General features: G+C 36.9%; 23 protein-coding genes and 1 pseudogene. 21 read left to right on the forward strand and 3 right to left on the reverse strand.

Translation table 11 applies throughout. The features are described 5' to 3' along the window. Window positions 1-10: 10 nt before the first annotated feature. From ACYSNU_RS12050 to ACYSNU_RS12115, 14 genes are all read left to right on the forward strand, one after another. Window positions 11-292: a hypothetical protein gene (locus tag ACYSNU_RS12050; protein ID WP_461737463.1), complete on the forward strand. Its 282-nt coding sequence runs from the start codon at window positions 11-13 to the stop codon at window positions 290-292. Window positions 293-418: 126 nt separating this feature from the next. Beyond that, complete coding sequence (locus tag ACYSNU_RS12055; RefSeq protein WP_461737464.1) at window positions 419-646, forward strand: hypothetical protein; 228 nt, start codon at window positions 419-421, stop codon at window positions 644-646. Between the two features lie 127 nt (window positions 647-773). Next, the gene (locus ACYSNU_RS12060) at window positions 774-950 is read left to right on the forward strand and encodes a hypothetical protein (RefSeq protein WP_461737465.1); all 177 of its coding nucleotides are present in this window, start codon (window positions 774-776) and stop codon (window positions 948-950) included. Beyond that, on the forward strand, window positions 950-1,156 hold the full coding sequence (locus ACYSNU_RS12065) for a hypothetical protein (RefSeq protein ID WP_461737466.1): 207 nt from the start codon (window positions 950-952) through the stop codon (window positions 1,154-1,156). The genes ACYSNU_RS12060 and ACYSNU_RS12065 overlap by 1 nt, the downstream gene beginning before the upstream one ends. Continuing rightward, window positions 1,153-2,037, forward strand: a complete 885-nt coding sequence (locus ACYSNU_RS12070; protein ID WP_461737467.1) for a primase C-terminal domain-containing protein — start codon at window positions 1,153-1,155, stop codon at window positions 2,035-2,037. Before ACYSNU_RS12065 ends, ACYSNU_RS12070 begins: the two co-directional genes overlap by 4 nt. After that, window positions 2,034-3,437, forward strand: coding sequence for a DNA primase family protein (locus ACYSNU_RS12075; protein WP_461737468.1), 1,404 nt, complete (start codon window positions 2,034-2,036; stop codon window positions 3,435-3,437). The genes ACYSNU_RS12070 and ACYSNU_RS12075 overlap by 4 nt, the downstream gene beginning before the upstream one ends. Window positions 3,438-3,997: 560 nt before the next feature. Beyond that, window positions 3,998-4,171: a hypothetical protein gene (locus ACYSNU_RS12080; protein WP_461737469.1), complete on the forward strand. Its 174-nt coding sequence runs from the start codon at window positions 3,998-4,000 to the stop codon at window positions 4,169-4,171. A 71-nt stretch (window positions 4,172-4,242) separates the two neighbouring features. Beyond that, window positions 4,243-4,716, forward strand: a complete 474-nt coding sequence (locus tag ACYSNU_RS12085; RefSeq protein WP_461737470.1) for a phage replication protein — start codon at window positions 4,243-4,245, stop codon at window positions 4,714-4,716. After that, window positions 4,706-5,041 (forward strand): hypothetical protein, encoded by a 336-nt coding sequence (locus tag ACYSNU_RS12090; RefSeq protein WP_461737471.1) that lies wholly within the window; start codon window positions 4,706-4,708, stop codon window positions 5,039-5,041. Before ACYSNU_RS12085 ends, ACYSNU_RS12090 begins: the two co-directional genes overlap by 11 nt. Before the next feature lie 226 nt (window positions 5,042-5,267). Next, on the forward strand, window positions 5,268-5,915 hold the full coding sequence (locus ACYSNU_RS12095; protein WP_461737472.1) for a hypothetical protein: 648 nt from the start codon (window positions 5,268-5,270) through the stop codon (window positions 5,913-5,915). Between the two features lie 192 nt (window positions 5,916-6,107). After that, a complete protein-coding gene (locus ACYSNU_RS12100; RefSeq protein WP_461737474.1) occupies window positions 6,108-6,638 on the forward strand; it encodes a DUF6932 family protein in 531 nt (176 codons plus the stop codon). Beyond that, window positions 6,628-7,536 (forward strand): hypothetical protein, encoded by a 909-nt coding sequence (locus ACYSNU_RS12105; protein WP_461737475.1) that lies wholly within the window; start codon window positions 6,628-6,630, stop codon window positions 7,534-7,536. The genes ACYSNU_RS12100 and ACYSNU_RS12105 overlap by 11 nt, the downstream gene beginning before the upstream one ends. Window positions 7,537-7,602: 66 nt before the next feature. Continuing rightward, window positions 7,603-8,127 (forward strand): hypothetical protein, encoded by a 525-nt coding sequence (locus tag ACYSNU_RS12110; protein WP_461737476.1) that lies wholly within the window; start codon window positions 7,603-7,605, stop codon window positions 8,125-8,127. 585 nt (window positions 8,128-8,712) lie between these two features. Continuing rightward, the gene (locus ACYSNU_RS12115) at window positions 8,713-9,450 is read left to right on the forward strand and encodes a hypothetical protein (RefSeq protein WP_461737477.1); all 738 of its coding nucleotides are present in this window, start codon (window positions 8,713-8,715) and stop codon (window positions 9,448-9,450) included. A gap of 258 nt (window positions 9,451-9,708) precedes the next feature. Here the strand turns inward: ACYSNU_RS12115 and ACYSNU_RS12120 are convergent, their stop codons facing one another. Both ACYSNU_RS12120 and ACYSNU_RS12125 read right to left on the reverse strand, forming a co-directional pair. Then, the gene (locus ACYSNU_RS12120; RefSeq protein WP_461737478.1) at window positions 9,709-10,221 is read right to left on the reverse strand and encodes a DUF2922 domain-containing protein; all 513 of its coding nucleotides are present in this window, start codon (window positions 10,219-10,221) and stop codon (window positions 9,709-9,711) included. A 398-nt stretch (window positions 10,222-10,619) separates the two neighbouring features. After that, window positions 10,620-11,456, reverse strand: coding sequence for a hypothetical protein (locus ACYSNU_RS12125; protein WP_461737479.1), 837 nt, complete (start codon window positions 11,454-11,456; stop codon window positions 10,620-10,622). A gap of 281 nt (window positions 11,457-11,737) precedes the next feature. On the opposite strand from ACYSNU_RS12125, the gene ACYSNU_RS12130 reads away from it, so the two are divergent. From ACYSNU_RS12130 to ACYSNU_RS12140, 3 genes are all read left to right on the forward strand, one after another. Beyond that, window positions 11,738-13,090 (forward strand): alanine/glycine:cation symporter family protein, encoded by a 1,353-nt coding sequence (locus ACYSNU_RS12130; protein ID WP_461737480.1) that lies wholly within the window; start codon window positions 11,738-11,740, stop codon window positions 13,088-13,090. Between the two features lie 648 nt (window positions 13,091-13,738). Further along, window positions 13,739-13,939 carry a cold-shock protein gene (locus tag ACYSNU_RS12135; protein ID WP_461737481.1) on the forward strand — a complete coding sequence of 67 codons (201 nt, stop codon included), beginning with the start codon at window positions 13,739-13,741 and terminating at the stop codon, window positions 13,937-13,939. Between the two features lie 66 nt (window positions 13,940-14,005). Beyond that, window positions 14,006-14,236, forward strand: a complete 231-nt coding sequence (locus ACYSNU_RS12140; protein WP_265456885.1) for a hypothetical protein — start codon at window positions 14,006-14,008, stop codon at window positions 14,234-14,236. Window positions 14,237-14,325: 89 nt separating this feature from the next. Here ACYSNU_RS12140 and ACYSNU_RS12145 read toward each other — a convergent pair whose 3' ends face one another. Next, on the reverse strand, window positions 14,326-15,285 hold the full coding sequence (locus ACYSNU_RS12145; protein ID WP_461737482.1) for an ABC transporter substrate-binding protein: 960 nt from the start codon (window positions 15,283-15,285) through the stop codon (window positions 14,326-14,328). A gap of 155 nt (window positions 15,286-15,440) precedes the next feature. On the opposite strand from ACYSNU_RS12145, the gene ACYSNU_RS12150 reads away from it, so the two are divergent. The 4 genes and pseudogenes from ACYSNU_RS12150 to ACYSNU_RS12165 all read left to right on the forward strand — a co-directional run. Next, a complete protein-coding gene (locus ACYSNU_RS12150) occupies window positions 15,441-16,244 on the forward strand; it encodes an ABC transporter ATP-binding protein (protein WP_461737483.1) in 804 nt (267 codons plus the stop codon). Beyond that, a complete protein-coding gene (locus ACYSNU_RS12155; protein ID WP_461737484.1) occupies window positions 16,237-17,226 on the forward strand; it encodes a FecCD family ABC transporter permease in 990 nt (329 codons plus the stop codon). The genes ACYSNU_RS12150 and ACYSNU_RS12155 overlap by 8 nt, the downstream gene beginning before the upstream one ends. Next, window positions 17,226-18,215, forward strand: a complete 990-nt coding sequence (locus ACYSNU_RS12160; RefSeq protein ID WP_461737485.1) for a FecCD family ABC transporter permease — start codon at window positions 17,226-17,228, stop codon at window positions 18,213-18,215. Before ACYSNU_RS12155 ends, ACYSNU_RS12160 begins: the two co-directional genes overlap by 1 nt. Before the next feature lie 216 nt (window positions 18,216-18,431). Beyond that, window positions 18,432-18,582 (forward strand): annotated as a pseudogene (locus ACYSNU_RS12165) (IS5/IS1182 family transposase); the annotation flags it as partial.

Genomic DNA, 18,582 nt, shown 5'->3' on the forward strand with positions numbered 1-18,582 from the left:
AGGTGAAAAAATGGCAGAAGTAAAAATCGTTCTTGCTGATGAACAAGAAAATGATTTAAAAAAATATTTTTATGAGCTTGCACTTGAAACTTTACAGCAAGCAAAAAAAGATGTTGGTTTAGATCGTGACATTGTAAATCGTGGTGAGATTCAAGATTGGCTTGGAGTAAGCCCGCAATTCTTAGACTTCCTAATGACGGAAGGTTTACCTTATACATTAATTGGGTCTAAGAAGTATTTTTTCAGTAAACAGGAAACAAGAAAATGGATTATTAATTTCAATAAAAAATAGTACCTGGGGCAAGGTAGCGTAATCAAAACACGTAATCAATTATGAATTTTCATAGAAAATCATTGATACTAAAAGTTTTATTTTAAAATATTTAGTTTTACCATCAAACGAAAAGGAGAAATCTACATGAAAATCAATGAAGAAAAGTATGATCAAGAATGGGCGAAATGGGAAACAAGTATGGAAACGGCAAAAGCGTGTCTTGAAGCAGCTGGTGACCTTAGTTCAGCAATAATGCAAGACGGCGAGCTTGTTGAACTTAGCAGTGAGAAAATTCAGATTGCAATTGATGAACTGCAAGCAGCTAAACAGTTAGTCGAGAAGCTAGAGTTTGTGGAATTTATAGAGGAATAACATGTATGAGAGAAAAGAAAAAAGCCTTTGCTGTAATATTCTTGGCGGAATCAGCAAATGGCTACACGATAGGGTTTCTTACCTATTATTCTTTTCTCTATTATATCAAATTTTAGGAGGAAAGACCATGAAAACAATTAAAAAAGGTGATTTTTGCCGAGTGATAAAGTCAAAATATTTAAGTACAGGGGCGTTCGTTGAAATTCTAATGGAGATTCAAGAAGGAATTTTCTTATGCCGTAACGAACAAGGGAACACGATTGTAGTAGAGAAAAATCTTGAATTGGTAGGGGGGTTGTATTGATGAATACTGAACAACTATTCAACAGCGAACTTACCGAATTAATTAGAGAAATATTAATTTGTGCTATCCAACTAGATGATGATGGCAAAATTCTTCTAGCAAATTCAATTCGGAGTGAAGTACAAGAAAATGATATTCCACTTGTAAAAGAGGTCTTGGCTAGCCTAGCAAATGTTATTGAGAGTAAGGCGGTGATGAATGAATGATTTATAAAGGAAAAGTTATTCCGTCTATCATGGAAGAACCTACTCAAAAAAAGGTGATTGAGTTTTTCAAGGACTATCAACCAATCACAGTACAAGTACCTGATGACCCAGAAGAACAAAAAAAATTAAAAACAATGGGCGTAGATGGGTTTATTGCTGGTAAAATGTCGGCACTCGTCCGTAAAAATGAAAACTTAGTTTATCGGGATTGTCTAATTTTAGATTTAGATGATGTGGTTGTATCAGAGGGAACTTTAATTCAAACGATCCATAAATTATTAAGCGATGTCTCTTATGTCCTTTATCCGACTATCAGCCACGGTTTGAAAGGTGTCCGCTATCGGTTAGTTATTCCGCTAGATGGTGCTGTAAAGGAAGCAGATTATAAGCTGTTAGTTCGTTTCTTCTCTGAAAAGCTGCTTAAAAACGTGTTAAAGAATGTGGACTTATCCAATGGCACTTGGTCACAGATTCAATTGTTACCAGTATTTACTCAACACGTCCACAAGGGGCAAGTTATTATCCACGAAGTAGAAACACCATTCCCATTAAGTCAGACGTTAGAAACGGCTAGGAATTGGGTTGTACCGCAAACTAAAGGGAAACCAGTTAAGAACCTGAACCAGTTTAAAAAAGGCGGGTCACGTTACCGCAATGCCACCACAGAACTGTTTGAAAGTCTAGTGTCTGGTGGTGAAGTGGGAAACCGTAACAATCGAATAGCAGCCATTACAGGTGGGTTATTAGCAAGGGCAGTAAATGTTACGGCTGTCTTTGAACTGGTGAAGGTAGCCAATCAATATTTTGACGAACCACTACCAGAAGAAGAAGTGGAAGAAACCTTCTTTTCAATTTCTAGGAAGGAGCTTGGTGCTGATTGAGTGAAATAGTAGATTTAATGGAACTTCAAAAGAAACGCCAAGAAGAAAAAAGCAATCTACCAAAATGGATTTACTATGACGAGAACGGCACTATGAAAGTCAACGCTCAATTATTAGGCTATGAAGTTATAGACGAAGTTCCTATGATTCGAGCTAGTGAACTATCTTATGGCGCAAGATTCGATAAAAAAATCGGGTCTTGGCGCTTAGATAGTTTGAGTGACTTTTTAGATGGCTATATCACGAAAAAGTTAGAATCCGTTGGCAAGTGGAGCCAGCAGAAATTAAGTGAGACAAAGAAATTTATCTTCATTAAAATTTTTGATTCCAGCTTAAAAGAAAATCCATTTAATCGGAGCAAGCCATACTTGGCCAACTTTAAAAATGGCACGTATAACATCAAGACAGGCGTTTTAAAGCCCCATGATACAAAGGACTATATTTTGCAAAGCCACAACTATTCTATTGACTTAGAAACTATACAAGTCCCATTAGAAACTCTTAAATGGCTTAGCGATTTAACTGGTGATAGTGACAGCGCTAAGTATTTAATGGAAATAATCGGCTACTGTTTTTATCGGAGTTATGCCCCTTTTCAGACCATTACCATCTTACAAGGGGCAGGGGAAAACGGAAAATCAACTTTCTTAGAAATTCTAACGAAGCTGCTAGGGTCGGATAATGTTAGCAACATGACCCTACAGGACTTAGGAAATAAGCAGAACAGGTTTGCCAGTGCGAATTTATTTCAGAAAGAAGCCAACCTCTTTGCGGACGTTGATTCAGAGTTTCTCAAGTCAACAGGGTTACTCAAAGCCCTTACTGGTGGAGATCGTTTATCTGCTGAATTTAAAGGGAAAGACCATTTTATGTTTGTGAACTTTGCCAAGCTGATATTTTCAGCCAATGAGTTACCAGCATTCAATGACTTCACACACGGCTTTGAAAGACGGCTGTACGTTGTTCCCTTTGATTGTGTGATAGATGAATACTTCAAAGCCACGCACGATTTAAAGGCGATTGAAAAAGAAATTCCACTATTCGCCACCTATTGCATAAGTATGTTTAAAGAAGCGTTAGACCGTAAAGAGCTGACCGTTTCCGACAAGATGAAACAAGCAAAAGAAAAATGGCTGAAAGATTCTAATCACGTCTTACGATTTATTGAAGAAATGTGTGATTATGATGAAACACAAGATGGTGGCGATTCTTCAAAAATGATTTACGAAGAATACAAAGATTTCTGCTATAGAGAAAATTTAAAAGAACTATCGCAACCAAGATTTACAAAACAGCTAGAGAAACAAGGCATATACAAAAAGAATCCTCGTGTAGCTGGTAAACAAATGAAACGGTATATTCACTTATTCTTAAAACCGAAAGAATCGCTAATAAATTAGTGTACCCCCTTTAAAAACACAAAAAGGCAGACACACCCGAAACATCTTAGTAAAAAGCCGTTATAACAGGCTTTGTAGATGTAACTATAACTATTAAAAACGAAACTGAACCGAAACAAAAAACGACACAGAAAAAGTGTTTCGGTTTATGTTTCGGGTAAATATTATTGAAACTATAAATAAGACGCTTTGAAACGTTGATATAAAAGCATTTTAAAACCTGTTTCGAGTGTGTCGGGTATTTTTAATTTCTAGCAGGGGTACACATATTTTTAAAAATATATAGTTATTAATCAACAAGTATACCCTATTCCAAGTTAAAAACTGGCGAAGCACCCGAAACATAGGAGTTTAACGTTGATATAACGATGTTTTATACTCGAAACACACTCAAATATAAAATGAAACACCCGAAACACATTGAAAAGGAGATTATTCATGGAAAAGGCAGATAAATTCTTAGAAATAGTTATTCAATAGGAAGTGGCGGTGTATGCTAATTCTCAATCATACCGTGGTACCTTAGCAGGTCAGACTAGAAATTAGGAGGAGCGTATTTGATGGATAAAATTTATGTTGAAACTAACGAAAAAACTACGAGCATAGAAGTGCCGGAATATGGCGAAATCAACTTAATCATTAAAGAGGGTAAAGTAGTGAAATATAACATTACTCATTCATTGATTGTTAATAGGAATGACCAAAAAACGTTGTTAAAACAGAATAAAATGTAGAACAAACGTTCTGTTTATGTTATAATAAGGTTAAATAAATATCAGTATCTTACTAGGAAGAACCAGAGGATATGAGCTTTTTTACACAAAAACGTGTAATTGCTTATGTCCTCTTTTTATGTTTTAGGAGTAACTCAACAAAAGCCTCTAAAAATCAACAGAAAGTAGGTGTCAACTTGGCAGAACTGAATATTAGACAAGATAGATTTCTAAAAGCCTTGTTGCAATCAGCTTCTATTGATGAGGCTTGCAAGGTTGCAGGTATTAATCGAACTACTGGCTATAAATATTTAAAAGATCAGGATTTTATCACTGAATATCGGTTGTTAAGACGGGAGGCAATGCAACAAGTTACCTCGCAACTACAAAAGAAGGCTGAGGAGGCTGTCGGTGTTCTTGCCGAGGTGATGAATGATAAAGAAGCACCAGCAGGTTCAAGAGTTCAAAGCGCTAAGAATGTGCTAGACGCTGCCTACAGGTCTATTGAATTAGATGACATTGCCGAGCGTGTAGAAGAAGTTGAGAGGTTTATGGATGAGAAATAGAGAAAATAAACGACTTATCGCAAAAATAGAACGATTTTTACAAATGCAAAATCATCCGATGAATGATTTGCTGTATGCTTTGGTTCAACTTGATTTAGGGTTGTATCAGCCAGAGGCAGACGTAAATGGACGAGAAGTCTATGTAGCAAGTAATTTCATTAGTAAGGAAGATGCTCAGGTATTTTTTAAAACACTCCATAAAGATGAATTTGTAAAAGCATTTAATAAAAAGAATCACAACAAACTAGCGTGGGAACCAGAGCAAAAAGAGTGGAATGAAGCCGCTTATTTGAAATTCTGTAATCGGTTTTCAGTTAAGCCATAAAAATTAGAATGCCTTTTTACCATTTGCAGGCGTTAAAGAACAAAGGCCTTACGTGAGCGAACCAATGTATTTGAACATGCGTGGGGAGCCGTGCCACTTATTCCTTTTCGGAACAATCCGGATGAGAGTGACGACAAAAAAAAGAAGATAATTACCGTGCTACGGATGATTATAGCCCTGAAGAAATTGATTTATCAACTTATGAAGACGAAGAGGAGAATGATAAATGAAAGAATTTAAACAAACAATTACAGCGTACGAGGGCTACTACAAGGCTCGTAAACAGATTGACCGTAACTACTTAGCCGCAAGTGAAGAAGCGAAGCAGTACAACGTCCAGACGGCTTCTGAGATGGAAGCAAAGGCGGTAACAAACAAAAATGTGAGTGCGGCCGCTTTACGTCATGAATACAATGATAAATTAGCAGCCATTCTAGCAGTAGTAAAAAGCTTTGTGGGGAGTAAGTTCAGTTTGAGCTTAACGCCAGAAGATGAAGCAACACTTACAAATTTAGAGAAAATTAAGTTATCTGACTCTGAAATGAAGTTGCAACTTGAAAAATTCAAAAACAATCCGTTAGCATTAAGACGATTGGCCGCAATCTATGACGGCAATGATTCTGAGATGCTTCAAATCTTCTCACAGGCAAAGGGTTATGATTATTTTGTGGGTTTATACAAAGACTTCATGGGCTTAGCAGTTGCCGGCATGAATGCGCTAGATGGAACTGATCCCCGTTATGTAGATAACCAGTTTGAGAGTATTGATGCCGATTTAGCTTTAGCCGCATTAGAGAAGAACTTACCTGAGCTAGAAAAGCAGTTTGCACCTTTAGAGGGTAAAGAAGCAGAGACCGTTGAAACGAAGGATTAACACTTAATATGAAAAAGCCGCATAATTCACTTTAGGCGGCTTTTTGAATTAATGAGAAAACTGGGATTAAGAAATTGTGGTGTTAAATATTCAGTTTTTTTAAAATTAAGTTGAATAATGCCAGGTCTATTGTGTATTATTAGTAGTAAATAATAGTTTGAGGTAGACTCTAATTGTAGGAGCTGGTAAAGTATGGACTTTGACAAAAATGGGAATGCTGAACCAGGTATTCATCAGGTGGAATATAGGGAACTTGAAACAGAATTTATTACTAACTTTCCGCGATCCGAAACGCGTAAAAGAAATTTAGATGGGTTGCTAAGCTTCCTAAGAATACCTTTTTTTGTTAATCATAAAAATGTATTTACAAAAATATGGATTGATGGTAGTTTTACAACTTCCAAAATTGATCCAAATGATATTGATGGAATTATTTTTGTTGATCCAAATGAGTTAGGTATTGATAAAACGACAGAATTAATCAATACTTTTTATCGTACTATAAAAAATCAAGGTCAGCTTTTTTATTCAGATTTATATCTTACTATTGATATTGACGTATTACCAAAACCTGATAATACTAATAGAGACTATTTAGAATATTACCAACAAGTTGACTATCAATTCAAATATTGGATGGGACAATTTTCCTTTGATCGAGAACGAAAACCAAAAGGATTATTTGAACTAGATTATAAAGGAGGGGATTTTCATGTTAACTAATGAAGAGATGGGCTTTCTAGATTTAAAAGATTCTTTTAGAAAAATTTCAAATGATAATCCTTATAAAAATCTATTAGATTCAAGTTTCCAAGGAATCCAACAATTTGAGTTATCTAAGAAAGCTGCTAATCAAGTTAGAATCGTAACAGATTTAGAAAGTGGATATATAGAAGCTGATATTTTGAGTAAAATGGTTCAAGGTTTACAGTCAATTGTAGAAGGTGCTTATAATTTTGTTTTTGGAAATGGTAGTAGTTCTGGGAAAATACCTAATCGATATAGTGACCAGTCAAAGCTTATAATAAACTCTTTTGCAAAGGGATCATTTATTGTTGGATTTGATACAAAAGAAAGTATAGATTCAATTAATGATATAAATCTTATTGAATCTGATGATAAAGTTAATGATCTTTTGGATGATGTTTTATCATCACTTAATGGATTAGATAGTTTTGAAGAAGTTCAATCATTTATAGAACGATATGGATTAAGAACTTTTAATAGATCCAGACAGTGGGTTAAATCTATTAAGGATGTTTCCTTTGAGTACACTAACAGAACTAAGGAAAAAGATATTAAATTTCGAGATTCGCAATTAAAGGATATAGCAACTCTTATGAATAAGGTTAATATAAAAGTTGAAAAAAAGGACATTATTTTAACAGGAAAGTTAATTGTAATTAATAGTAAGACATCAAAGATCATATTAGAAACTGATCAGAAGGAAATAACTGTTCGGGTCCAGGATAATTCTATTGAGAAGCTTCATTTAGTTTTAAACGACATGTATGACCTTGAAGTTCAAGAAATTACCATGGCTGATAATCACAATCGTCTCAATAAAGAATATGTAATACATAGTTTATTCAAGACTTCTTTGGACAAAGAAAATGAATGAAATCATTACCCTCCATTTCAGCAGTGATTTTTCCATGATGATATAAATCAAATTACAGCGGAACGTATGGAAAAACAAGCAGCAGCCATTGCTAAATTAATTGATATCTCCCAAGGGAAACAATTATCAGTTAAGGCAAGTAAAACGTTAACGGGTGAATTATCTGAGGAGGGCGTAGTTAAAATGTTTAATGAAGCCTCAAAAGAGTTTACTCAAAATGAAGTTGATAAAGATGCCATCAAACGAGCTTATGTAACGTCAGATATATACAACTTTTTAGTTGACAATAAACTTGCAACAACTGCCAAAAATTCTGCTGTGAATATTGACAGCAATACAATGTATAGATTCAAAAATTTTGTTTTACATGAAGTACCAGATGCCCGTTTCGTTGGCGCTGAAAATGCCTATTTTGTGGTAGACGGCATTGGCAAGGCTTTTGCAGGATTCAATGAGTACCGAGCGCTTACTGAAAACACAGATTTCTTTGGCGTAGCATTACAATCTTTGGTAAAATACGGCACCTATATTCCTGATGGTAATTCGAAAGCGATTTTGAAAGGGAAATTAGCTGCGGTAACAACACCTTAAAAATGGAAGTTTATTCTGATATATACAAAACGGCTGTAGACTACTTAAGAATTTGTTTACAGCCGTGATGGACAAAAATGTCTCTAACGTGTTTGTTCAATGAGTATAACTTTAGCTCATTTTTGAGCGTAACAAAGCAAAGGATAGGCAATCTGTAAAAGTAGGATGAATTTTGTCAAATAGACCCTGTACTTTTTGGTACGCCCTTATTAAAACAAATGGGTCAGAACCATTTGAAATCACTGGTCAATCAAATTGACCTCGAATCATAGATACAAAACAGATCGTTTTGAGTGATGTGTTTTGCTTTAAATTGGACTACTCGAAAACCAGCCAATTATGGTATAATAAAACCACAAATAAACGTTTATGGGCTTGACTGGAGTAGCTGCCACAAAAGCCAAGACATAGCTTTGTCGAGCTTCTTATCGGACTGAAAATTGTAGGTGAGGTTGCAAACTCGCCGGACTAGGGATGATGAGTAGTTGTAAGTCCAATTTATAAAAAATAATTTTGGTATAATTAGTTGGCCATCTCTCTTGAGGTGGCTTTTTTGATATACTTACTTTAGGGAGGGCGGAAAGTATGATTTTCGATTTATTTTTTGTTGTGGGGAGCATTGATTCATCCAATTCTATATCTCAAGATACTTGGCTAAACTTTATTGGGTCTATTTTAACTATAATTTTATCGACTGGAATTGCCGGGGTAACCGCATATAAAAGCTCCTTAAGAGGGATAAAAAGTGAACATAATAAAATTGATAAACAGATAAGTGCAGAGATGGAAAAATTACGATTACAGTATAAATATGAACAAAAAAGAGATAACTCTAATTTTTTATATAGATTTAAACTTGAAAAGCTTGCAGAATTATACGAGCTAGTTGGTCAATTTAATAGGCAAAGCTACCAATTAAGTCTACAAAGCGAAAAATTTTTTAGAAGTAAAAAGTTACAAGACATCACTGAGGAAGATAAACAGTTGTTTAAAGAAGAACGAACAACGATTGAACAAGGTTTTTTTGAAAAAAACATAATGAGATCAATATCTATGAATATGAGTTTCTTTCCAAATATTGATAAACAATGGATAGAGACATCTCGTCTTCATTCCATAATAGTAGAGCAGTACCCTGATCAAATTTTAAGTATGATTGTTGTAAAAAATCCTGACCTTATGTTTTATAAAATACCTGAAGATTATACGCTTAATGATTTTTTTGAGGACATAAATAGGGTGCGAGTTACAGAAATGAATTTACTTGATGCAATTCAAGAAGAGATACGGAGTATTATGCAAGAAATGGAAAACAAAAAATAAAACCGCCCATAAAATGAGCGGCTCTTGCCCCAGACAAAGCGAAAATTGATTACGTTTTTTGATTACGTATTTGATTACGTTTAACTATTATTGGCTAATTTTAATCAATGCGAAAAGCCTTAGGAATAGGGATTTTTACAATAATTCCTTCCTATTATATAGCCCAATATGAACACCGCGAAACTAAATAAGCTATTTAGTAATCTGCTGAAACCCTTCTACTGCAAGGGTTTCAGCTTTTTTTATTTCCTAAATTACTTACTGAATCCTAACCATCGAAAATGAAATAAAAGCTCTGTCTCGGCAATTTTTGGCAAGATAAAGCCACAGCAGCCTTTTTATTAAAAAAAATGGATAAAGTTGCTGTTGTTTTTCAGATAAAAATAGATTGAGCCTTTGTATATATTCGATTCTCAGTAGTTTAGCCCTTTCAGTATTTTCCTGATATTCTTCTCGTTTTTCGGAAGTAGAGTTATTTTGTGGTTCTTCTTTAAGAAAAATCTCTTTGGGAGTGATTTTTTGTAAGTAGGCAGGTGAAGTATTCTTTGGAGTAAAGCAATCAAAGATTTTAGTAACACGAGTTTCCACATACTTCGCCCCAACAATCTCGGTATAAAGCTGGACGCCATTGCGCTCAAAAAGCTTTAAAGCGATTAAGTCCTCCATTGCTTGACGCACGCTTTCCGGTGATAAATTTTGATGGCAAAGTTTAATGATAATTGTTTTGCGGCTACCGTCCGCATTTTTAAATTGTAAATGTAATTTTCGCATGATGTGCGCTCCTTTTTTATACAGAATCGAGTCCTCACTATATACACAACTTCAGCGGCGGAAAAATCAACAGGAGAATCAAAATAATTATTGTTTGTAACTTTTTTATTGCTATTCAGCAAGAAACAAATTCTTTTAAAATAAAATGTGCCAAGAAAAAAATCGGAGTTTTATAAAAAATAAATTGATTTCGTGTATCTGCTTGGCTGCATAAAACTGTTTTTAGAGCTTGATTTATATCGAGACAAGTCGGAGTCTTGTTATCAAAAGAACAAAAATTTCTCAAGTTATCTCTAGTTTTTTTCTTCTAATTCCAAACAGCTACAGCATCCAAACTTCCTCAAACACACAAAAAAAGCTGAACTTCACTAAAAAAGTGAGCTTCAGCTTTTTCATTCTTACACCGCCAGCAGTGTTTCAGCAATTTCTGCTTCGAGTTCTTGTTGTTGGGTGGCGGTTAATTTATCTGAGGTGCGGATGACAATTGTGCCGTAAAGATTGTGCGAACCCGAATTAATCGGGCCACCATCGAAATTAGCGAGATAATCATTTCTTTTCGTTGCGTCCTCAAAGTTGGCGTAGACCTCGATAGCACCGCCAGTTTCGGTACCTTTTTCAATCAGCGTATTACCATAGACCTCATCTTGATTAATTAATGGAGAGCTAAAATAAATGGTAGCAGTATATCCACCAGGTTTATTGAGATTTCCGTTAGGGTCATCCGTTTCAGTGACGGGTTGGTAACTGGTCATCGAGGTTGCTAATAAGGGTGCAATTTTTTCAACAATAAATTGCTCAGTTGGTGCTGTGACTTGTTTGAGCTGAATAATGCTGACATTTGCAGCAGTGGTTTTAATTTTTAAATCATTGAGAAACTCTGAATAGTCATAGGGAGTTGCTAATTGTTCAGAAAGTGTGATAATTTCAGCGGTGTTATCTGGTAGCTCTGGAATCTTGTTTTGTGCTGATGTTGCGTTTTCGATTGACAGCTCCAAGGCGGTAAAAGTTTCAGAATCATAGGGCTGTTCGCCAGAATCTAAAACAGTTTGGGCAGCATCAATGGCTGCTGTCAGCTGGGCATTGTCTGCTTCTCTGTCGGCTTTGACTGCATCAAACTCTGAAATGGCCTCTTGGTGAGGTAATTGAATATTGTTATACCAGTAAAATGTTCCACCACCAAGCAGCAAAAGAATTAACCCAGCAATACTTAAAGTAACCCAATTCTTCTTTTTCATCACATTTCCCCCATTTTTAATCCTGCTCTTTAAAATAATTTTAGCATATTCAGTCGCTTCAATAAGGCTTTTTCTCACGAGGAAATAAAAACTTTTCAATCCGAATAAAAATTCTCACAGCTGAAACAAAAATTTTTCGGAAAAATTAGTTTAAAAAGTTTGTTCATCATAAAAACGAGAGTAGTTCAATTGTGAAAATTTGATTAAATTTTTAAATGTGTTTTCTAACTCTATCAATTATGTTACAATTTTATTCATAAAAAAAGTAAAGGTTGGAGAAAATGGCTATTATTAACGGGATTCGAGATTTTTTATGGGACTATATTATTATTGCACTTTTGTGCTTTTCGGGAATTTATTTTTCATTTCAAACCCGCTTTATTCAATTTAGAAAATTGAAGGAGAGTTTCAAATTAACCTTTGGCAATATTTCCTTTCGAGGAGACAAAGCTGGTGAAGAGGGAATGACCTCTTTTCAATCGTTGATGACGTCAATTGCAGCGCAAATTGGTACCGGGAATTTGGCGGGCGTGGCAACAGCGATGGTTATGGGTGGACCGGGTTCGGTTTTTTGGATGTGGATCAGCGCAATATTAGGGATGGCGATTATTTACTCGGAGGCAACTCTTTCGCAAATTTTTCGAACGAAGCGGGGCAATGAAGTAGTCGGTGGGCCGGTGTATTATATTAAAGCTGCCTTTAAAGGACAGCTGGGAAAAGTATTAGCAGTTGTCTTTGCGATTTTATTAATTTTGGCGCTGGGTTTTATGGGCAATATGGTGCAGGCAAATTCAGTTGGTCAAGCCATGGAGGCGGCTTTTGGAGTCCCACCGCTCTTAACGGGAACTTTATTAGGATTAGCTAGTCTTTATGTGTTTATTGGCGGAACAGAGCGCGTGGCAGCCGTCACCGAAAAAATCGTGCCTTTGATGGCAGTCTTTTTTGCCGTAGTTTCCATTATTGTGGTAATCATTAATTTTAGAAGTATTCCTGAGGCGCTCAAAGATGTCTTTGTGGGAGCTTTCAAACCAGAAGCGGTTCTGGGGGGTGTTCTTGGTGTCGGTGTTAGAGAGAGCATTCGTTTTGGGATTGCCCGCGGATTGTTCACCCATGAAGCGGGGATGGGGTCAACGCCCCATGCCCACGCCCTTGCCAAAGTTTCCCATCCATCAAAGCAAGGTTTAGTGGCGATGATGGGGGTCTTTATTGATACGATTATTCTGCTGCCGATGACTGTTTTTGTCATTTTGACAACCAATTCACTTGGGGTGATGGAAAATGGCGCTTTTCTTGACGGGATTGAGTTAACTCAATATGCTTATTCACAAACGTTAGGGATTTTTGGTTATCCCTTCATTGCAATTTGTGTGACATTGTTTGCTTATGCAACGTTAATTGGCTGGTATTTTTTCGGGGAGGCCAATATAAAATATTTATTTGGGAAAAAAGCCGTGCCAATCTATGCTGTTTTAGTGGCGATATTTATTGCAGTGGGGAGCTCTTTGAGGGTTGAATTTGTTTGGAGTATGGCAGATTTATTTAACGGCTTGATGATTATTCCTAATATCTTAGCCATTTTAGCTTTGACAAAGACAATCAAGAAAACAACGGTTGATTATGATTCTCTAGATTAACTCGTTTGTTCGCAGTACAAAACATTTTGCTGATAAATGTTTTGACTTCAAAGGCATATCTGTGTATCCTAAATGCATGGAAACTCATACTGGATTACTTACGCATATCAAAGTGTTCAGAGAGAAGCCCTATGCTATCACTGGAATGTTAATTTGGGAAAACGACGAATGTATCAATTGCGTGATTAAAAATAAAATTTTCGCAAATTATGTTTTGTCGCTGCCGATGCACAAGTATACAATCGAAGTGAAAGGGAAATATAATGAGCGTGGTCAGTTTAATGTTAAACATATGCGCATCGTTAACATAGATAGTTATATCGCTTTAATCGGAACACCAGAATAAAAGAAGGCCTGCAACGAGTTATGACAGAATTTCTGTTGTAACAGAGTTGCGGCTTTTTTTATTTGTCAAGTTAATTTTGAAAAATTAAAAAGAAAACGTTTACCTTAAGTTTTGATGATAAGATTTCGATTTTATTCACAAATAATTTGTAATATAAACTTTATCGTGGTAAGGTTACTGATGTAATAGAATTTGATTGTGAAATTGGTTTATCATTAACGAATAATTTTTGATGCTTCTTCTTACACTTCATGATTATATTGCAAATAAGCACAATTGATGTGTATTTGGAGGTACTTATTATGAATAACGGTACAGTAAAATGGTTCAACCCTGACAAAGGCTTTGGTTTTATCACTGCAGAAGACGGAACAGATGTATTTGCTCACTTCTCAGCTATCCAAGGTGACGGATTCAAAACTTTAGATGAAGGTCAAGCTGTTACTTTCGATATCGAAGACGGTCAACGTGGCCCTCAAGCGACTAACATCGTTAAAGGTTAATTTGTTAATTCTTTAAGAAGATCAGCGATGGTCTTCTTTTTTTTATTTGAAATGGAGGAGTATTGAATGGCAAAGACTTATGGTAATCAAGAACCGATTCCTTCCGCATTGGGACAAAAATTTGCGGTGGGGGAAACTGTGATGATTGAGCAAGATCACAAGAGCGAAGCTGTGGTAATTGTCCGCCTGTTAACCAACTCAGCGATTGTCAGTCTTGATAAAAGCGGCTCAAATGAATACGAGCAGCTAAACAATAAAACAGTAATCAATTATTCCCGAATTAAAAAAATTAAATAGCAAGTCAAAAGGCCGCTTACTTGATGTGAATCAAGTAAGCGGCCTTTTTTATGAGTTTAAATAGATTATCATTTGCTGTAAATTTTTTTCTATTCTGCTCCTAAGATGGCTTCCCGCACATCACTAAGCATCATTTGTGTTGCAATAGGACCAGTGTATTGCCAGCTGTGATCAGAATCAAAGGAGAAGACTTGATTGTTGGCCACAGCAGGAATATTTTGCCAAGCACTTTCATCATAAAGAGCTGCTTCTTCATCACTATCAACTAAGATTAAATAATCAGCGTCCAGTTCTGCTAAAGCTTCCGTGGAGATAGCGGACCAATCGGCTGTGGCGCTGGCGGAAATATCACCGACAACATTGGGAACTTGAAAGCCTAAATCTTCATATAAAAGTGTACCGCTCGCCCGATTTTCTGCTACCACAAAGGCACTATTGTTAGTGACCCATAAGACGGCAATTGATTTTTCGCCAATTGCATCAGTTAATTCATTTTTTAGTTCTTCTGCATCTGTTTGATATTGGGCGATTGTCGTTTCGGCTTGTTCTTCTTTACCTAAAACGCTGGCAATATCCAGATAAGTATCCTCCCAAGTGACGCCGTCGCCATTTTCGACGACATAAGTAGGGGCAATTTGGCTGTATTGCTCATATTTATCGCCTTCGACTAAATCAGAAGAGCTGACAAATAATAAATCTGGTTCAAAACTCAAGACATCCTCATAAGGCATGTCATAATTTAAAGTGGGAATGTCGGTTAAATAATCCTGTAAATAACTTAAGACACTGCCCGAGCCGACCGTCCACTGCGCAACTGGTGTCACATCTAAAGAAACTAAATAATCTTCAAGATAAGTTCCAATCACTCGTTTTGGATTTGTTGGCACAGTTAAAGTGTGATCTAAATAATCCGTGACTTCTTTGGTTGAAGCGTCAGTCGAAGTCCCAGTAGAGGAGGCTGTTGAATCTGTAGACGTTGAACAAGCTGCTAAGCTGAGCAAAATAACTCCCGCAGCTAAAACACCTGTAAATTTCTTTTTTATAATCATTTGTAAACTCCTTTAAAATAATTGAGAACTATTCTCATTTGCTATTATCAAATTTTTCTTTTTGAAAGTCAATAACTTTTTTTCTGCTAAAACTATTGACTGCTTGCTTTTTTCGATGGATAATTGAGAATGATTTTCAATAGAAGAGGGTTTTCATGACAACTTTAACAGCAAATAGTCTCTCCGTAGGCTATCAAAATAAATTAATTATTCAAGAATTATCCCTATCTTTTCCAAAAGGGAAAATCACCAGTTTAATCGGGCCAAACGGCAGCGGCAAGTCAACTTTATTAAAAGCGTTGGCCCGTGTCTTGCAGCCAAAGCAAGGGGATGTTCTTTTAGAAAATAAGTCAATTTTTCAAATGAGCACAAAGGAAGTCGCAAAAAAAATTGCCTTATTGGCTCAAAGCAGTGAGTCTGACACAGGCTTAACGGTGCAAGAAGTCGTTTCCTTTGGCCGCTATCCCTACCAAAAAGGCTTTAGCAGTTTTAGTCAAAAGGATGTAGAAAAAATCCAATGGGCTTTAGCAGTCACCAATCTTTTAAAATTGGCTGACCGGAGTATGCAGACTTTATCTGGGGGGCAGCGACAAAGAGTTTGGATTGCGATGGCTTTAGCACAGGATACGGAAATTTTAATTTTAGATGAGCCGACAACTTTTTTAGATCCTGCTCATCAGCTAGAAATTTTATTATTGTTGCAGGAAATTAATCAAGAACACGGTAAAACGATTATCATGTCGATTCATGATTTAAATTTAGCCTCGCGATTTTCTGACCAAGTGTTAGCTTTAAAAAGCGGCACACTACTGCACAAAGGCACACCTCAGCAGGTGATTACAGAGGACAACTTGTCGGAGGTTTTTGAAATTCAAGCCGAGATTATTCTAAATCAAAAAACGAACAAGCCAATCGTTTTAGCCTACGACTTGCTTAAAGGGCGTGATCAAGATGAGTAGACGAATAAATTGGCGCCTGCTATTATTTTTTTCACTTATGTTAATGGTTGGAGTTTTTCTTATTTCTTTGAGATTTGGTGCCTCACAAGTCAACACCACGACAATTGTAAAAAGTTTTTTTAATTTTGATAGCGGCAATCAACAAGAATTAATTATCCGTGATATTCGCTTGCCCCGTACCTTAGCTGCTTTTTTAGTAGGCACTTGCTTGGCAGTTGCCGGCGCCATGATGCAAGGCGCTACCCGCAATTTATTGGCTGATTCGGGTTTATTAGGAATCAATGCTGGAGCGGCGTTAAGTATGGCGTTGGTGTTTGCTTTTTTCTCCCGCAGTAATTATTTAGCAATCAGTCTGGCGGCTTTTTTAGGAGCGGCGTTGGCGACTGGGTTAGTTTACTTAGTGACCCGCTATGCCAAAGGTGGCATGTCGCCGCTGCGTTTGATTCTTGCAGGGACGGCAATCAACTCACTGCTGACTTCATTAAGCCAAGCGATTTCTTTATCGTTTAATTTATCGCAGGATTTGGCATTTTGGTTTGTCGGCGGAGCGGCCAATGTGACTTGGGCGCAGTTGAAAATTGTCGGTCCCATTTTTTTCGTGGCCCTAATTGCTAGTTTTTTCATTGCGCCAAGCATTACATTGTTGAGCATGGGGGATGAGACAGCAATTAGCTTAGGAAAAAATCCCAGCCACATTCGCGGGCTGACAATGGTTGTGGTTTTATTTTTAGCAGGCATTGCCGTTTCTCTGGTGGGCTCAGTCAGTTTTATCGGTTTGATTGTGCCACATTTTGTCCGCAGTCTTGTTGGCTATGATTACCGTCTAGTGATTCCTTTTTCTGCCATTTTCGGCGGTCTTTTAGTAACCATTGCCGATGTCTGCGCCCGCATGGTCAATCCACCCTTTGAAACGCCGTTTGGGATTTTGGTGGCTTTAATCGGCGTACCTTTCTTACTTTATTTAGTTTGGAGGGCAAGTTGATGTCAAAAAAAGTTTTTGCAATCAGCAGTTTAAGCTGTTTGATTTTACTGGTATTTATTATTTCTTTATTGAGCGGCAGCAATCAATTGTCACTAGAAACTTTCTGGCAAATTATTCAGGGCGGCGGCACGGCGGCCCAACGCCTGCTGTTAATTAATTTTCGTTTCCCCCGCACGCTGGTGGCCATTTTAGCTGGTGCCGGCTTAGCCTTTGCCGGTTTTTTATTGCAGGGAGTCACCCGCAATGATTTAGCGGATTCAAGTATTTTAGGCATTAATAGTGGCGCTGGCTTATTCGTTTTATTGTATCTCGGCTTTTTTAGTGATGGCACTCGGCCGTGGCTCTTACCATTATTTGCTAGCATCGGCAGTTTATTAGCTGGCAGTGTTGTTTATCTGACGGCCCATCGCAGGCACGGAGGCATCACTGTCAACAGGCTTTTGTTAGCGGGGATTGCAGTCAATGCCGGCATTTCAGCGTTGACCTTATTTTTGACAGTTAATATGTCAGAGCAGACCTATAATTTTGTGACCTCTTGGCTCGCTGGCAGTATCTGGGGTGTGTCTTGGCAGTATGTCTTGATTTTGACAATTGCTTTGATTATTTTGCTGCCTATTACGTTGACTCAAATCAAAGCTTTAGAAGTTTTAGGCTTTGGCGATGAGGCGGCGATTAGTTTAGGCGTCAAAATAAAAAATTTACGGCAGGTCAGTTTATTATTAGCTGTCTTAATTGCCGGCTGCTGTGTTTCAATGGCCGGCAGCATTTCCTTTGTTGGTTTATTAGCGCCCCACGCAGCCAAACGCTTGCTGGGTTCTGCTAAAATCAGCACGTATCTCACTAGTGGCTTAATCGGCGCACTATTTGTTTTGGCCGGTGATACTCTGGGGAAAAATATTTTAGCCGCCGGAGAAATTCCCGCCGGCATTTTAGTTGCCTTAATCGGTGCGCCATATTTTGTCTTTTTATTAATGCGCAAGAGTTATTAAATTTCTGAAAAATAGTTAGGCCTATCTGGAGTATAATTTTTTTTGGAAATCAATGAAATTTTGAGTTCACAAAACAAGGTTATGCTGTAATTTCACGGTAAGGTGACTAACTGTTTTTCAGTTTCAGACTGTAGACAAAGTCCAACTTCTGGATGAAGTCTACAGTCTTTTCTTTTATAATAGAATTATGAAAACGAATTTAAGGAGAGAAAGCCTATGATGTCCAAACATGATGCCAATGGTCGCAATCAAATGACGTTGATTATTATGGATGACCTGGTTCCTAAAGACCATTTAGTAAGAAAAATTGATCAATCTATTATTTTTGATTTCATTTATCCTATCGTAGAGTCGACTTATTCGACGC

Source organism: Enterococcus sp. LJL120 (assembly GCF_054871765.1).

Coding starts and splice junctions, on each gene's coding strand:
- ACYSNU_RS12055 (WP_461737464.1), top strand. CDS start 419: ATGAAAATCAATGAAGAAAAGTATGATCAAGAATGGGCGAAATGGGAA.
- ACYSNU_RS12070 (WP_461737467.1), top strand. CDS start 1,153: ATGATTTATAAAGGAAAAGTTATTCCGTCTATCATGGAAGAACCTACT.
- ACYSNU_RS12095 (WP_461737472.1), top strand. CDS start 5,268: ATGAAAGAATTTAAACAAACAATTACAGCGTACGAGGGCTACTACAAG.
- ACYSNU_RS12160 (WP_461737485.1), top strand. CDS start 17,226: ATGTCAAAAAAAGTTTTTGCAATCAGCAGTTTAAGCTGTTTGATTTTA.
- ACYSNU_RS12085 (WP_461737470.1), top strand. CDS start 4,243: ATGAGCTTTTTTACACAAAAACGTGTAATTGCTTATGTCCTCTTTTTA.
- ACYSNU_RS12125 (WP_461737479.1), bottom strand. CDS start 11,456: ATGAAAAAGAAGAATTGGGTTACTTTAAGTATTGCTGGGTTAATTCTT.
- ACYSNU_RS12120 (WP_461737478.1), bottom strand. CDS start 10,221: ATGCGAAAATTACATTTACAATTTAAAAATGCGGACGGTAGCCGCAAA.
- ACYSNU_RS12060 (WP_461737465.1), top strand. CDS start 774: ATGAAAACAATTAAAAAAGGTGATTTTTGCCGAGTGATAAAGTCAAAA.
- ACYSNU_RS12105 (WP_461737475.1), top strand. CDS start 6,628: ATGTTAACTAATGAAGAGATGGGCTTTCTAGATTTAAAAGATTCTTTT.
- ACYSNU_RS12150 (WP_461737483.1), top strand. CDS start 15,441: ATGACAACTTTAACAGCAAATAGTCTCTCCGTAGGCTATCAAAATAAA.
- ACYSNU_RS12130 (WP_461737480.1), top strand. CDS start 11,738: ATGGCTATTATTAACGGGATTCGAGATTTTTTATGGGACTATATTATT.
- ACYSNU_RS12065 (WP_461737466.1), top strand. CDS start 950: ATGAATACTGAACAACTATTCAACAGCGAACTTACCGAATTAATTAGA.
- ACYSNU_RS12155 (WP_461737484.1), top strand. CDS start 16,237: ATGAGTAGACGAATAAATTGGCGCCTGCTATTATTTTTTTCACTTATG.
- ACYSNU_RS12080 (WP_461737469.1), top strand. CDS start 3,998: ATGGATAAAATTTATGTTGAAACTAACGAAAAAACTACGAGCATAGAA.
- ACYSNU_RS12110 (WP_461737476.1), top strand. CDS start 7,603: ATGGAAAAACAAGCAGCAGCCATTGCTAAATTAATTGATATCTCCCAA.
- ACYSNU_RS12135 (WP_461737481.1), top strand. CDS start 13,739: ATGAATAACGGTACAGTAAAATGGTTCAACCCTGACAAAGGCTTTGGT.
- ACYSNU_RS12090 (WP_461737471.1), top strand. CDS start 4,706: ATGAGAAATAGAGAAAATAAACGACTTATCGCAAAAATAGAACGATTT.
- ACYSNU_RS12140 (WP_265456885.1), top strand. CDS start 14,006: ATGGCAAAGACTTATGGTAATCAAGAACCGATTCCTTCCGCATTGGGA.
- ACYSNU_RS12100 (WP_461737474.1), top strand. CDS start 6,108: ATGGACTTTGACAAAAATGGGAATGCTGAACCAGGTATTCATCAGGTG.
- ACYSNU_RS12145 (WP_461737482.1), bottom strand. CDS start 15,285: ATGATTATAAAAAAGAAATTTACAGGTGTTTTAGCTGCGGGAGTTATT.
- ACYSNU_RS12050 (WP_461737463.1), top strand. CDS start 11: ATGGCAGAAGTAAAAATCGTTCTTGCTGATGAACAAGAAAATGATTTA.
- ACYSNU_RS12115 (WP_461737477.1), top strand. CDS start 8,713: ATGATTTTCGATTTATTTTTTGTTGTGGGGAGCATTGATTCATCCAAT.